Here is a 14,703-nt window from a genome sequence, read left to right on the forward strand (position 1 = left end):
GGGCGTGGCGCGGGCGGGGGGTGGGGGGGCCCGTCCCCCCTTGGGGCCCCCCACACACCCAACCCCCGCCGGGTGTGGTGGTGTTTTTCACGACAAAAAAACCCCCCACAACTGCGGGCTGCGTGGGCGTATGCTGCGGGACTTAACCCTCGACGCCGAGCTTCTCCAGGATGAGTTCACGGACACGACCGGCGTCGGCCTGGCCACGGGTGGCCTTCATGACACCGCCAACGATCGCGCCGATGGCCTGGACCTTGCCGCCACGGATCTTCTCAGCGACATCCGGCTGTGCTGCCAGTGCTGCGTCGATGGCTTCCAGGAGGGGTCCGTCGTCGGAGACAACGGCGAGTCCGCGCTTTTCGACGATCTCCGCGGGGGTGCCTTCGCCGGCGAGCACGCCGTCCAGTACCTGGGTGGCCATCTTGTTGTTGATCTTGCCGTCTTCGACGAGCTTGTTGAGTTCGACGATGACCTGGGGCGTGACACCGAGCTCGGAAGGATCGACATCCGCAACCTTGGCGCGGCCCACGATCTCACCCATCCACCACTTGCGGGCGACATCGGCGGACGCACCGGCGGCGATGGTTTCCTCAATGGAATCCATGACGCCGGCGTTGACCACATCGCGGAACTCCAGATCCGAGTAGCCCCAGGCTTCCTTGAGGCGCTTGCGGCGCTCGGCCGGCGGCTCGGGAAGGGTGGCGCGGAGCTCTTCCACCCACTCACGGGAGGCGACGACGGGTACCAGGTCAGGCTCCGGGAAGTAGCGGTAATCGTCAGCGTCGGACTTGGGCCGGCCCGACGTCGTCGAACGCGTGTCCTCGTGCCAGTGGCGCGTCTCCTGGATGACCGGCTCGCCGGATTCCAGGACGGCAGCATGGCGCTGGATTTCGTAACGGACGGCGTGTTCGACGGCGCGCAGCGAGTTCACGTTCTTGGTTTCCGAACGGATGCCGAACCGCTCCCGGCCGTGCGGGCGCAGGGAGACGTTGGCGTCGCAGCGGACGTTGCCGCGCTCCATCTTGGCATCGGACACGCCGAGGTTCTTCACGATCTCGCGAACAGCCGCAACGTAGGCCTTGGCCAATTCAGGCGCACGGCTGCCGGCACCCTCAATGGGCTTGGTGACGATTTCCACCAGCGGCACACCGGACCGGTTGTAGTCCACCAGCGAGTAGTCGGCACCCTGGATCCGGCCCGCAGCGCCACCCATGTGGGTCAGCTTGCCGGCGTCCTCTTCCATGTGGGCGCGCTCGATCTCCACGCGGAAGACCGCGCCGTCCTCCAACTCGATGTCGAGGTAACCGTCGTAGGCGATCGGCTCGTCGTACTGGGAGGTCTGGAAGTTCTTGGGAGTGTCCGGGTAGAAGTAGTTCTTCCGGGCGAAGCGGCAGGACTCGGCGATCTTGCAGTTCAGGGCAAGGCCGATCTTGATGGAGGACTCCACAGCCGTCTTGTTCACCACGGGCAGGACGCCGGGCATGCCCAGGTCAACCTCGTTGACGTTGGTGTTCGGCTCGTCACCGAAAACGTTCGGCGCGGAGGAGAACATCTTGGTCTTGGTGTTGAGCTCCACGTGGACCTCGAATCCCAGGACGGGATCGTACTTCTCCATCGCCTCTTCGAAGCTCAGGGTTGCGTCGACGGACATTAGTTGGAACCTCCGGCGGTGTTGGATGCTGCGCCAAGGACAGCATTTTTCAGATCCGGCGCCTGCGCAAGCATCGGGCCGCCCCACTTCTCTTCGAGCATGGATTCGAGGACCGCACCCACGCGGTACAAGCGGGCATCCTGGCGTGCAGGGGCCAGCAACTGGATACCGACGGGCAGGCCGTCTTCGTCAGCCAGGCCACCCGGCAGGGACAGGCCCGGGATCCCCGCAAGGTTGGCGGGGATGGTGGCGACGTCATTCAGGTACATCGCCAGCGGATCGTCCAGCTTCTCCCCCAGCTTGAACGCCGTGGTGGGAGCCGTAGGCGAAATGAGGACATCGGCCTTGGCGAACGCGGCGTCGAAGTCGCGCTGGATCAGCGTACGGACCTTCTGTGCCGAGCCGTAGTAGGCGTCGTAGTAGCCGGCACTCAGTGCGTACGTGCCCAGGATGATGCGGCGCTTCACTTCGTCGCCGAAGCCGGCGGCACGGGTAGCACCCATGACGCGTTCGATGGTCATGGGACCGTCCTTGGGCAGGACGCGCATGCCGAAGCGGACGCCGTCGAACTTGGCCAGGTTGCTGGACACCTCGGACGGCATGATCAGGTAGTAGGCACCCAAGGCGTACTTCAGGTTGGGGCAGGACACCTCGACGATTTCCGCACCGGCATCCTTCAGAAGCTGAAGCGACTCGTTGAAACGGTTCTCGACGCCGGCTTGGTAGCCCTCGCCGTGAAGTTCCTTGACGATGCCGATCTTCATGCCGGCGACGTTGCCCACCCGGGCGGCGGCCACAAGGTCGTTGAACGGATCCGTCAGGGACGTGGAGTCAAAGGGGTCATGGCCGCCGATGACTTCCTGCAGCAATGCCGAGTCCAAAACCGTACGTGAAACGGGGCCGATCTGGTCCAGGGACGACGCCATGGCAATGGCACCGTAACGGGACACTGCGCCGTATGTCGGCTTCACGCCAACGGTTCCGGTGACGGCACCAGGCTGGCGGATGGAGCCGCCGGTGTCCGTGCCGAGCGCCAGCGGCGCTTCGAAAGCGGCGACGGCGGCAGCGGAGCCACCGCCCGAACCGCCGGGAATCCGGTCCAGGTCCCACGGGTTGCGGGTGGGGCCGTACGCCGAGTGCTCCGTGGAGGAACCCATGGCAAATTCATCCAGGTTGGTCTTACCCAGGATTGGCATCTTCGCCGCGCGCAGCTTCTTTACCACGGTGGCGTCATACGGGCTGTGCCAGCCCTCAAGGATCTTCGAACCAGCCGTCGTCGGCTGGCCAATCGTGACGATGAGGTCCTTGACCGCGATCGGCACACCGGCGAGGGCGTGCAACTCCCCGGCAGCGGCACCGCCGGCGGCACGGGCGGCGTCAACTTCAGCCGCGACAGCCAAAGCCTCTTCGCTGTTCACGTGCAAAAATGCGTGGATACCGTCGGCGCCGCCATCAACAAGGGCAATGCGGTCAAGGTGCGCCTGGGTCACCTCGACGGCTGTAACCTCGCGGGCGGCCAGCTTCGCAGCGAGATCGGCAGCGGAGTGGCGGATGAGCTCGTTCTTCGATTCAGTCATAGTGATTAGTCCTCATCCAGGATTGCCGGGACCTTGAAACGGTTCTCATAAGCATCCGGAGCGCCGGACAACGCCTGCTCAGCCGTGAACGTGTGGCCCACAACGTCCTCACGGAACACGTTGGTCAACGGAATCGGGTGCGACGTCGCCGGGACATCCTCCCCCGCAGCTTCGCTCACGCTCTTCACCGAATCCACGATGACAGCAAGCTCAACAGCCATCCTGTCCAGTTCTTCGGCACTCATTTCAATGTGAGCCAGACGCGCAAGATGCGCGACGTCCTCACGGTTGATCGCAGCCATGGATCTCCCCTGCAAAGTTTAAATGGTTTTCCGAACCAGTCTACTTGTCCGGGCGGGACGGTACCGACGCCGAATGGGTGGGCTGCAGCGGCTTTGGCGCCTTTCGGCGCCAGACGCGACGCTCCCTCGGCTGCTCGCTCGTTCCTCGCTTGGACGCAGCCTACGGGAGGTCCCGACTACCGCCGATGTGCCTCACCCCCTAACGCGGAACCCACCCGGCGCTTAGCCAACCCCCACAACAAGCGAGACAGCAGAGCGGACCATGTCGGACTTGGGTGCTTCGGCGGGTTAGCCGATGCCAATGGCTCCGGTCAGGACACCGACAGCGAGCATCACCAGGGAGATCACTGCCGTGCGCCAGAGGACCTTCTTGTGGTGGTCGCCCAGGTCCACTTTGGCCAGGGAGACCAGCAGGAGGATGGCCGGGACCAGGGGGCTCTGGAGGTGGAAGGGCTGGCCGGTGATGGAGGCACGTGCCATGTCCACTGCATCCACGCCGTAGTGGGCTGCGGTTTCGCTGAGCACCGGAAGGACGCCGAAGTAGAAGGCGTCGTTGCTCATGAAGAACGTCATCGGGATGCTCAGGATGCCGGTGATGATTGCCATGAAAGGGCCCATGTCGGCGGGGATGATCTGGACGAGCCACTCGGACATGGCCTTGACCATGCCGGTGCCGTTGAGGACGCCGGTGAGGACCGCGGCGGCCATGACCATGCTGACCACGGCCACGATGGACGGTGCGTGGGCGATCAGTTGTGCGCCCTGGTCCTTGACCTTGGGGAAGTTGACCAGCAGGGCGATCGCGGAGCCCACCATGAACACGAAGGGAAGAGGGACGATGTTGGCTACCAGGACCACCATGACAGCGACGGTCAGGCCCAGGTTGAACCAGAACAGCTTGGGTCGCAGGGTGGAACGGTTGGGGTCCAGTGCGGTGTCCGCCATGGCGGTGTCGTGATCGTCAACCAGCGTGGCGGGGTCGTTGAGAACCGCGACGCCGGAACCTCCGCCGGTGCCCGGCTTGCCTGCAGCGCGGGTTGAACCGCGTTTCCCTGAACCCAGGCCGGAGGCGACAGAGCCGCCGCGACCCGTGCCGCCGTCGAACGTATCTGTTGCATCGGCGGCGTCGCCCCAAATCCCGGGAGCGGTGGCACGGAGGCGGTTGCGTTCCTGCAGGCCGAGGAGCCAGGCGAAGACCAGCACGACGATCAGGCCAACGATGAGTGAGGGGACCATGGGCACGAAGACGTCGTTGACGTCCAGGTGAAGCGCTGTGGCTGCACGGGCTGTGGGGCCGCCCCACGGGAGGATGTTCATGGTGCCGTTGGCGAGGCCGGCCACGCAGGTGAGGACCACCGGGCTCATCTTGAGCCGCAGGTACACCGGAAGCATCGCGGCCGTGGTGAGGATGAAGGTAGTGGAGCCGTCGCCGTCCAAAGAAACTGCTGCTGCCAGGATGGCGGTGCCGAGGACCACCTTGGCCGGGTCGTTGCCCAGCTTGCGCAGGATGAACTTCACCAGGGGGTCAAAGAGTCCGACGTCGATCATCAGACCGAAGTAGATGATGGCAAACATGAGGAGCGCGGCCGTGGACGTCATGGACTTCATGGAGTCCATCACCATGTCGCCGATGCCTAGGCCTGCACCGGCGAAAAGGCCGAAGACGGTGGGGACGATGATCAGCGCCAGCACTGGCGTCAATTTTTTGGTCATGATCAGGACCATGAATACCGCAATCATTGCGAATCCAAGCAAAACCAGCACGGCCGGCTCCTTACTACTGTGAATGGCACCACGTCAGTGTGATGCGCACTACAGACGATAGGGTGGCGCCCGTCACGGGCAGGGGTTTCGGGGAATTGTTGGGAATACTGCTCGTTGCGAACGTTTTGCGCATTGTGCTCAGTGCTTCAATGGAGCATGCGTTTTTCCACCCAGACCCTGCTCCTCCAACTCGGAGTAGTGCTGCTGGTGGTCCTGCTCAGCGGCGCAGTCCACGCCTGGCTGGTGTACGAACGGATCGGCGACGAAGCCGAAAACCAAGCGCTCACCCTGGCCCGGACGGTGGCCGCGGATCCGGATATCAGAACCAATGTGCAGCTCATCAGCAGGGAAGAGGGAACGCCTCCCCAGGCGATCCTCGCCGCCGGACCTCTTCAGGCCTCGGCCGAAGCCGTGCGGGTCCGGACTGGTGCGTTGTTCGTCGTCATCACGGACGAAACCGGCCTGCGCCTCGCCCACCCCGAGACCGCCCGGCTGGGTGAACGCGTCAGCACCGATCCGTCGGTAGCGCTCAGCGGGCAGGAAATCACCACCCGTAACACCGGAACGCTTGGTCCTTCCGCCGGCGCGAAGGTCCCGGTGTACGCGCCGGACACGTCCGGCGCGATCGTGGGCGAGGTCAGCGTGGGCTACTCCGTGGAGTCACTCACCAACAGCCTGGCCCGCGACATCGTGCCCATTGCCCTCACCGCAGGTGGAGCACTGCTGGCCGGCGTCCTGGCATCGTTCCTGCTCCGGCGCAGGTTGCAGCGGCTCACTCTCGGCCTGGAGCCGGAAGAAATCAGCACCCTCGTCCACGACCAAGTGGCGGTACTCCAAGGCGTGGACGACGGCGTGATCGGCATCGCCGCGGACGGGCGCATCTCGGTCTTCAATGCCGCCGCTGCCAGACTTCTGGACATGCCCGATGCGACCGGGCAGGACTGGGCTTCCGCGCCGGTCCCGGATCAGCTGAAGCAGCTCACGCAGCCGGCGGCACGGGACGCCGAGGCTGTGGAAATCGTGGCCGGCGGAAGGGTCCTGGTGGTCAGCGCCCGAAAAGCCTGGCACCGCAAGGAGGACCTCGGCTGGGTGGTCATGCTGCGTGACCGCACCGAACTGCAGCAGCTCACACGCCAGCTCGACGCCGTGGGAACCATGTCCACGGCCCTCCGCGCCCAGCGCCACGAGTTCGCCAATCAGCTTCACACGATCGCCGGATTCCTCAGCATCGGCCAGCACGACTCCGCCAAGGAATACTTGGCCCGCATCTCGGCCACCGGCCCGTTGAAATTCCCCGTGGAACAGGCCGAGCTCCTGCAGGACACGTACCTGCAAGCGTTTATCGGCGCCAAGGGCGTGGAGGCATCGGAACGCGGTGTGGCCCTCCGCATCGGTCCCGAAACGCTGGTCCGGGGCCACGTGGCCGATCCGCAGGACGTGACCACAGTTCTCGGCAACCTGATCGACAACGCGGTCAGTGCCGCCGTCGCCGGTTCGGCTGGGGAGCGCTGGGTGGAGGTCGAACTGTTGGATGATGCCACCCACGACGACGGTACCCTCCACATCGTGGTGGGAGACTCGGGCGACGGTTTGGGAAGCCTGGCGGCCGAAGAGGTTTTCGCGGAAGGATTTACGACGTCGGAACAACCGGTACGCTCGGGGGCTGGACAAGGTTTGGGGCTGGCTTTAGTGCGGCAGCTGGCCCGGCGGCGGGGCGGAGACGTCCGGATCCTGGAGCCAGGCAGTACAGGCGGCCCGGGGGCAGTGTTCATGGCGGCCATCCCCGGCGTCATGGACTTTTCCGGCACAGTGGATGCAGGTGCCGACTCTACCTTGAGGGAGGACAGCAGTGGCTGAGGATTTGAGGGTGCTGATCGTGGATGACGACTTCCACGTGGCAAGGCTCCACGCTGCCTATGTGGATTCCGTGGCCGGCTTCATGGCGTTGGCCCCCGCAGGGTCGGTCTCCCAGGCCCTGCAAGCGATCCACAGCTTGCGCCCGGACCTGGTGTTGCTGGATGTCTACCTCCCGGACGGTTCCGGCCTGGACCTCCTGGGCCAGCTGGACGTCGATGCCGTGATGCTCACTGCTGCCTCGGACGCTCAATCCATCAGGGTGGCGCTGCGGCGGGGCGCCCTGGGTTACATGCTCAAGCCCTTCACCGCAGAGTCCCTCTCCCAGCAGCTGCGCTCCTACGCCAGGTACCGCAGGATTCTGGGGCAGCAGACCGCCGTGGACCAGACCACCATTGAACGCGCCAAGCGCTCCCTGATTCCCGGTGACGTCACCCCGGCCGCAAAACCCCGCTCGGCAACCGAGGCGGCCGTCCTGGAATCGTTGCTTCCCGGCGAGCAGTATTCTGCTGCCGAGGTGGCAGAACGGGTTGGCGTTTCCCGGGCGACAGCGCAACGGTACCTGTCCTCGCTCGCGGACGATGGCGCCGTCGAAATCCAGCTGCGCTACGGAACCACAGGCCGGCCGGAACACCGTTACGGCGTCCCGGCCTGACCCGAGCAAGTAACAGCAAACGCTGCAGTCAATGCCCGCTGGAGCATCTGCTGTTACCCAATTGGGTGTAGCTAGGCGGACTTCTGCGCCACGAGTTCGATCTCCACCAGCATTTCCGGGTCAAGGAATGGCAAGACGTGAACCAGGGCAAGCGTGGGACGGATCTCGCCGAACACCTCACCGTGCGCGCGGCCGGCGTCTTCCCATTTGCTGATGTCCGTCAGGTACAGCTTGGACTGCACCACGTCCTCGTAGGAGAAGCCCGCATCGTCAAGGACGGCACCGAGTTTCTCGAGAATGTACTTGGTCTGCGAGTAGAAGTCATCGCCCACGATCCCGTCAGGCCCGGAAGCAGCCGTGGCCGAAATGAAGAGCGTGTTGTCCACCTGGACAGCGCGGGAGTATCCAAGGGTCTGCTCCCAGACCGAACCCGTGCCGAATGTCTTGCGCATGCCGCGCCTTCCTGTCGCTTCGCACGGTCCGGTGACCGGCGTTTACGAAGGAAACTTTATGACTACGGAAGGTCCAGTCGGTAAACGAACAGCTTTATGTCGGTACCGGGAACGAACCAGTCGCGGTGCGGCGCGCGGTCAAAGCCGGTGCGTGCGTACAGGGCGTTGGCGCTTTCCCACGTGGCGCCGGTGGTCAGTGATACGGCCTTGATGCCGTCCATGGCCTTGGCTTGGTCGATGACGGCCTGCACTAAAGCCCGGCCCGCACCGGAGCGCTGCACCGCAGGGTCGACCACGAGGGTCCGCAGTTCCAGCTCATCCTCCAGGCCGATGTCTGAGAAGCCGCCGCCGGCAGGAGCCGCGGTCACCGAACCGATGACCTCGCCGTTGCGCTCTGCCACCAGGATGTCTGCGTGCTCTGCACGGCCGGCCACGTCCTGGAGCTTCTGCAGGTACGGGTGGTCGGCGTCGCCGTAATACCCCGCGGTGACGTAGGAGTCCTGCGTAATGCGGGCAACGGCGTCGTAGTCTTCGGGCAGGGCGGGACGGACGGTAATCGGCGAAAGCACCTACCAATGGTAGTCGTGCCGGTCGCACCGAAGACGCCAAAAGGGCCTTTCCGTGATGGAACTATCAGTCACGAACGGAACGCACGACGACGGCGGCCCGTGCTTTTGTTGACCAGGTGGACACCCGCTGGGCTGCTTTTGTGTTGCTTCCCGTGGCGTCCGATGGAGTTCCGTGGCGTGCGGTGAACCCTGGTTTCGTGCTGTTGCGGGGACATGTCGAAACGCTGGCGCAGGGCCACGCGGGCATGCTTGAGTTGCCACACGGCGAACACCAGGCCGTGAAACTTCGTAGAGACAGGCAGGAGGAACCGATGCCCACGAGCGACCACCATGCACGCGTCACGCAGGCTCACTCCTGCTGTCCGACCCGCCTTCAGACCTAAGCGATCTACATCGCTGCCCCGTCGATGCCCCTGGCTCCGGGCCGCCAGCGAACACCCCCGCACCTGAAAGGCTTCCATGTTCTCCGCGTCCTCCCGCGCCCAAAAACTCCCCACCAACCACCTCCACCGCCGCCATGTCCTCTGCGCCCTGCTCGCCATCCCTGCCCTTGGCCTTCTCACGGCCTGCGGCGGAGCAGCAACAGCCGGCGGCGAAACTACACAGGCGGCCCAGGTCACTGCGCCGTTGGCAACCACCGTTCCGTCAGGTACCACCCTGGTTGTCGGCGATCCCTCTGTGCAGGCCGCCCTCGAGCTCTCCGGGCTGGACAAAAAGCTCACCTTCCCGGTGAAATTCGCCAATATCTCCGGCGGTCCGGCCACCACCGAAGCGTTCCGGGCCAACGCCCTGGACGTGGGCTCAGTGGCCGACATCCCTCCGATTCACGCAACGTGGACCGGGTTGGATGTCCGCATCATCGCCAGTGTGTACCGCCAGGATGCCGTCAACCACCCCTTGTATGAACTGGGCATAGCGCCCGGCGCCGGCATCACGGACCTTCAAGGCCTCCGCGGCAAGAAGATCGCGTACAGCCCAGGCCAGGCGCAAGGTGCCCTGGTGCTGCGCATCATTGAGAAAGCCGGGCTCCAGCAAAGTGACGTGAAGCTGGTGGAACTGCCAAGTACCGGCGACACCTACTCCACGGCACTCTCCAGCAAGCAGGTCGATGCCGCCCCTCTCGGTGGCGTCCAGATCAAGAGGTACCTGGCCAAATACGGCGCCGACGGCGGAACCACGGTGCGGCACGGGCTCCGGGACGATCCAGGCCACCTCTACGCTCCGGCCAAAGTGTTGGATGATCCGGCCAAGGCTGCGGCGCTCGCCGAATACGTCGGTTTGTGGGGACAAGCCCAGCGCTGGATCCAGGACCACCCCAAGGAATGGCTCGAGGGCTACTACGTCAAGAACCAAGGGCTCTCCGCCGAGGACGGCCAGTACCTGATTGATGGCGCCGGCGAGCGCGACCTGCCGACGTCCTGGACCGACGCGATTGCCCGGCACCAACAAACCATCGACCTCCTGTCAGGCGAACAGAAAAAGCCGAAGCTGGACGCCGCCAAGCTGTACGACCTTCGGTTCGAGGCCATCGGCGGCACGGCCTACGCCGCCGCAGGAAAGGGGGCGTAGCCATGACCACAACTGCTGCGCGGCGGTCGCCCACGGCTACCGCTCCCCCGCGGACAGGCGACGTCGGCACTCAGCCGGGCGCCGCCGTCGAACCCCACCTTGACCCGGCTTTGACGGGCCGCCCCGACGTCCGGCCGACGAGCCGTCGCCTGGGTCCCGGGCCGCGCCGGCGCTTTGCCGGCCTGGTGGGTCCCGCCGCACTGATCCTGTTGTGGGTGGTTGCCTCGGCGACCGGGCTGTTGGACCCCCGCATCCTCTCCGAACCATGGACCGTGGTGTCGACGGCCGGCGAGCTGATCTCCGATGGCCGGCTCCAGGAAAACCTGGCTGTGTCTGCGCAACGGGCAGGCCTGGGACTGTTCTTCGGGATCGTGGTGGGTGCCGTGCTTGCGGTGCTGTCAGGGTTGAGCCGTGTAGGGGAATCCCTGATCGATGGTCCGGTGCACATCAAGCGCGCCATTCCCGGGCTGGCCTTGATTCCCCTGCTGATCCTGTGGTTCGGCATCGACGAAACCATGAAGGTCCTCACCATCACCCTGGGCGTATTCGTCCCGATCTACCTCCAAACCCATGCCGGGTTGCGCGGCATCGACCTCCGCTACGTCGAACTGGCACAAACCGTGGGCCTGAGCCGCGCCGGGTTCATCCGCCGGGTGGTGCTGCCCGGGGCCTTGCCCGGCTTCTTCCTGGGACTTCGGTTCGCTGTCACCGGCGCCTGGGTCTCCCTGGTGGTGGTGGAGCAGATCAACTCCACCAGCGGCATCGGCTACATGATGGAGCTCGCCCGCACCTACGGCCAGACCAACATTATCGTCCTCGGACTGGCCCTCTACGGCATCCTTGGCCTGCTCTCCGACGCAGCCATCCGGCTTTTGGAACGAAAGGCACTGTCATGGCAACGCACTCTGGCGGGCTGACCCCGGCGCCGACCTACGAGGTCTCCGTCAGGAACCTGATTCGCAGCTTCGGCCCGAAAGGTGTCCTCAACGGCGTCAACCTCGATATCGCTCCGGGTGAGTTCGTCGCCCTCCTGGGTCCAAGTGGCTGCGGCAAAAGCACCTTGCTCCGCGCCCTCGCCGGGCTGGACCGCGACGTCCGCGGCAGTGGTGTCGTGAAAGTCCCGGACCAGGTTTCGGTGGTATTCCAGGACTCCCGGCTGCTGCCGTGGGACACCGTACTGGGCAACGTCACCTTGGGACTCACGGACCACGACGCCGATGCCCGCGGTCGCCGCGCACTCGCCGAGGTGGGACTCGCCGGCCGCGAAAAGGCGTGGCCGCACGAACTGTCCGGCGGCGAGCAGCAACGCGTCGCCCTGGCCAGGTCGCTGGTCCGGGAGCCCCGGCTGCTCCTGGCCGACGAACCCTTCGGCGCCCTCGACGCCCTTACCCGCCTGAAAATGCACGCGCTCCTGAAGGACCTCGTGGCCGCGCACCGGCCGGCCGTCCTGCTCGTCACCCACGACGTCGACGAGGCCATCACCCTTGCCGACCGCGTCATCGTCCTCCAAGACGGTCGTGTCGCCCTTGAACGCAAGGCCGGAACCGCCGTCGACCATTCCTCGCTGAGGGGCGAACTTCTTGAAGCCCTCGGCGTCCACGCAGCCGCCTGACCCCTCGTACTCAAACAAAGGAGAAACCCATGTCTGAACCCCAGCGCCACCTCCACCTCAACGCCTTCCTCATGAGCACTGGACACCACGAAGCTTCGTGGCGCCTGCCCGAAAGCGATCCCCTGTCCTCCACCAAGGTTGAGCACTACCAGCACCTTGCCCGGACAGCCGAACGCGGAAAGCTGGACTCCATCTTCTTCGCGGACTCCCCTGTCCTGTTCGGGGAAGTAGGCCGCCGTCCTGCCGGGAAACTGGAACCTACCGTGCTGCTGACCGCCATCGCCGCTGTCACGCAGAACATCGGGCTGATCGCTACCGCCTCCACCACCTACAACGACCCCTTCAACCTCGCCCGCCGCTTCGCTTCGGTGGACTGGGTCAGCGGCGGCCGCGCCGGTTGGAACGTCGTGACGACGGCGGGACCGGACGCCGCCCGCAACTTCGGCGTGGATGACCAGCCGGCCCACGCCGTTCGCTACGAACGGGCAGCGGAGTTCATCGAGGTGGCCCGGAAGTTGTGGGACAGCTGGGAGGACGACGCCATCCTGGCGGACAAGGCGGAGGGCGTGTGGGGCGATGACAACAAGATCCGCGCCATTGAGCACGAGGGCAAGCACTTCCGCGTGAGGGGACCGCTCAACGTCCCCCGTTCACCGCAAGGCCACCCGCTGATCGTCCAGGCCGGATCCTCCGAGGATGGCAAGAAGCTGGCCGCGCAGTACGCAGAAGCCGTCTTCACCGCACACCAGACGCTGGCCGACGCCCAGGCCTTCTACGCGGACCTGAAGGCACGTACCGCCGCCGTGGGCCGGGACCCCGAAGGCATCAAGATCCTGCCGGGCATCGTCCCGGTGATTGGCTCCACGGAAGCCGAAGCGCTCAAGCTTGAGCGGGAACTCGACGAATTGATCAAGCCGGAGTATGCCAGGGAACAGCTTGCCAAGACCCTGCGGTTGAAGCCCGAAGACCTCCCCCTGGACCGGCAGTTGCCGGCGGACCTGCCCTCCGAGGATGAGATCGAGGGTGCCAAGAGCCGCTACACACTGATCGTGGAACTGGCACGGCGCGAGCAGCTCACGGTGCGTCAGTTGATCGGCCGCCTGGGCGGCGGGCGTGGCCACCGTACATTCTCCGGAACGCCGGAGCAGGTTGCCGACGCCATCCAGGACTGGTTCTTCGCCGGCGCGGCTGACGGTTTCAACATCATGCCGCCGGTCCTGCCCTCAGGACTGGAGGTTTTCGTGGACCACGTAGTGCCGATCCTCCAGCAGCGCGGGCTGTTCCGCACGGAGTACACCGAGTCGACGCTCCGTGGACACTACGGCCTGGCACGCCCTGGAAACCGTTTCGCTGGTTCCGCGGCACAGCAGCTCACGTCCATCGGATCAGCCTTCTAGGACCCGATACCGGACCTTGACTGGAGCTTGACCGGGCAGGCGCCGGGGCTGCCACCTTCAGGGTGGGCCGCCCTCACGTGGGCGGCCGTCAGCGTTTGGGCCAGCTCCACAACGGCCCTTCGAGAGCACCGAGGCCTTTGATCTTGGTCTCACCGAGGTCCTTGTAAAGCTCATGCTCGTGCGCCGCCCCGCTCTCACGCAGCGCCTTGAGCAACGCTTCCGAGTGAGTCACCACGATCATCTGGCTGTTGGCACTGGCTTGGACGATGAGCCCAGCCAGTGCCGGCATCAGATCCATGTGGAGGCTCGTCTCGGGTTCGTTGAGCACCATGAGCTCCGGTGGACGCGGCGTCAGCAATGCCGCCGTAAGCAGGAGGAACCGCAGGGTCCCGTCCGAGAGCTCGGCAGCTTTCATGGGCCGGAGCATGCCCGGCTGCCGCAGCTCTACGCTGAACCGGCCGTCGCTGACGGCAATCCCAAGGCGGCTTCCGGGAAAGGCATGGTCGACGGCGGCATCCAGCTGCCGCTCGAACCCCACCTCGCGCAGCGTCTGAAGAGCCGCAGCGAGGTCCTTGCCGCTGTGGTGCAGCACAGGGGTGCGTGTCCCGAGTTGCGCTTGGCGCGCAGGAGCCTCGGGATCAGTACGGAAATGGTCATAGAAACGCCAGGATCGTACCGAGTCCCGGACCCGCAGCACCTCAGGAGCCCGATCCTGGTCCGACACCTCGGTGAGCATGCTTTGGTACGTGTCCAGCCGGCGGGAGAGCTCGGTCCATTCACCGTCGGCACCGCGCAGCTTGGCCAGGCTTCCCTTGCGATCCACGAGCAGCGAACCCGGCCTCGCCAAGGGGCCGGAGAAGATCTGTTCCCGCTTGATCTCAGGGTCCAGGCTGAACGCGGAGGGGCGGGACCGTCCGGTGTCAGGGTCAAACCCCGCACCACTGGATGCGGGCATGCCCAGGTCCACCAAGTATCCGAAGTCGTCGCCGGAGTAACCCAATTTCAGGTTCACCGACTCGCGCCGGACCGTTCCCTGGACCGACACGTCACCACGTCGCATGGCCTCGCTGATGGACTCCGGGCCGGCCCACAGGGTTGATGCCAGACCCCCATCCCGCGCCAGCGAGCCCACTACGTTCCCGGAGTCGCCCCCGGCACACTCGGCCAGCAGCCGGAGGGCGCGGTACAGCGAAGACTTTCCACTGCCGTTTGCGCCGGTCACGACGTCCAGGCCATGCAGCTCCATGGCGAGCTCCCGGATGGACCGGTAGTTGGCGATGGCGAGAGTCGTGATCACTGGC

The 14,703-nt window shown here is 65.2% G+C and carries 13 protein-coding genes; 6 read left to right on the plus strand and 7 right to left on the minus strand.

Annotated features, from left to right (window positions below; all coding sequences use genetic code 11):
- Positions 1-142 precede the first annotated feature (142 nt).
- The 4 genes from gatB to QF015_RS03550 form a co-directional block, all read right to left on the minus strand.
- Positions 143-1,651 carry an Asp-tRNA(Asn)/Glu-tRNA(Gln) amidotransferase subunit GatB gene (gene gatB / locus QF015_RS03535; RefSeq protein ID WP_429387053.1) on the minus strand — a complete coding sequence of 503 codons (1,509 nt, stop codon included), beginning with the start codon at positions 1,649-1,651 and terminating at the stop codon, positions 143-145.
- On the minus strand, positions 1,651-3,228 hold the full coding sequence (gene gatA, locus QF015_RS03540) for an Asp-tRNA(Asn)/Glu-tRNA(Gln) amidotransferase subunit GatA (RefSeq protein WP_429387056.1): 1,578 nt from the start codon (positions 3,226-3,228) through the stop codon (positions 1,651-1,653). Before gatA ends, gatB begins: the two co-directional genes overlap by 1 nt.
- A 5-nt stretch (positions 3,229-3,233) precedes the next feature.
- Positions 3,234-3,530, minus strand: a complete 297-nt coding sequence (gatC, locus tag QF015_RS03545) for an Asp-tRNA(Asn)/Glu-tRNA(Gln) amidotransferase subunit GatC (protein ID WP_310201454.1) — start codon at positions 3,528-3,530, stop codon at positions 3,234-3,236.
- Positions 3,531-3,818: 288 nt separating this feature from the next.
- Complete coding sequence (locus QF015_RS03550) at positions 3,819-5,294, minus strand: CitMHS family transporter (protein ID WP_310201455.1); 1,476 nt, start codon at positions 5,292-5,294, stop codon at positions 3,819-3,821.
- 156 nt (positions 5,295-5,450) lie between these two features.
- Here QF015_RS03550 and QF015_RS03555 point away from each other — a divergent pair, with 156 nt between their 5' ends.
- Entirely contained in the window at positions 5,451-7,151 is a 1,701-nt protein-coding gene (locus QF015_RS03555; RefSeq protein ID WP_310201457.1) for a sensor histidine kinase, read from the plus strand.
- The gene (locus tag QF015_RS03560) at positions 7,144-7,803 is read left to right on the plus strand and encodes a response regulator (protein WP_310201459.1); all 660 of its coding nucleotides are present in this window, start codon (positions 7,144-7,146) and stop codon (positions 7,801-7,803) included. Before QF015_RS03555 ends, QF015_RS03560 begins: the two co-directional genes overlap by 8 nt.
- 71 nt (positions 7,804-7,874) lie before the next feature.
- On the opposite strand, the gene QF015_RS03565 is transcribed toward QF015_RS03560, so the two are convergent.
- Complete coding sequence (locus tag QF015_RS03565) at positions 7,875-8,255, minus strand: RidA family protein (RefSeq protein ID WP_429387061.1); 381 nt, start codon at positions 8,253-8,255, stop codon at positions 7,875-7,877.
- Positions 8,256-8,317: 62 nt separating this feature from the next.
- On the minus strand, positions 8,318-8,824 hold the full coding sequence (locus QF015_RS03570) for a GNAT family N-acetyltransferase (protein WP_310201463.1): 507 nt from the start codon (positions 8,822-8,824) through the stop codon (positions 8,318-8,320).
- A gap of 459 nt (positions 8,825-9,283) precedes the next feature.
- Here QF015_RS03570 and QF015_RS03575 point away from each other — a divergent pair, with 459 nt between their 5' ends.
- The 4 genes from QF015_RS03575 to QF015_RS03590 are packed head-to-tail and all read left to right on the plus strand — an operon-like array spanning position 9,284 to position 13,402.
- On the plus strand, positions 9,284-10,393 hold the full coding sequence (locus QF015_RS03575) for an ABC transporter substrate-binding protein (RefSeq protein WP_429387065.1): 1,110 nt from the start codon (positions 9,284-9,286) through the stop codon (positions 10,391-10,393).
- Positions 10,394-10,395: 2 nt separating this feature from the next.
- On the plus strand, positions 10,396-11,310 hold the full coding sequence (locus QF015_RS03580) for an ABC transporter permease (protein ID WP_429387067.1): 915 nt from the start codon (positions 10,396-10,398) through the stop codon (positions 11,308-11,310).
- Positions 11,286-12,005 carry an ABC transporter ATP-binding protein gene (locus tag QF015_RS03585; protein WP_429387069.1) on the plus strand — a complete coding sequence of 240 codons (720 nt, stop codon included), beginning with the start codon at positions 11,286-11,288 and terminating at the stop codon, positions 12,003-12,005. The genes QF015_RS03580 and QF015_RS03585 overlap by 25 nt, the downstream gene beginning before the upstream one ends.
- Positions 12,006-12,034: 29 nt before the next feature.
- Entirely contained in the window at positions 12,035-13,402 is a 1,368-nt protein-coding gene (locus tag QF015_RS03590) for an LLM class flavin-dependent oxidoreductase (protein WP_310201471.1), read from the plus strand.
- 88 nt (positions 13,403-13,490) lie between these two features.
- Here the strand turns inward: QF015_RS03590 and QF015_RS03595 are convergent, their stop codons facing one another.
- Positions 13,491-14,699, minus strand: coding sequence for an AAA family ATPase (locus tag QF015_RS03595; RefSeq protein WP_310201473.1), 1,209 nt, complete (start codon positions 14,697-14,699; stop codon positions 13,491-13,493).
- Between the last annotated feature and the right edge of the window lie 4 nt (positions 14,700-14,703).

The organism is Paenarthrobacter sp. TE4293 (assembly GCF_050435325.1).
Lineage (GTDB): Bacteria > Actinomycetota > Actinomycetes > Actinomycetales > Micrococcaceae > Arthrobacter > Arthrobacter nitroguajacolicus_C.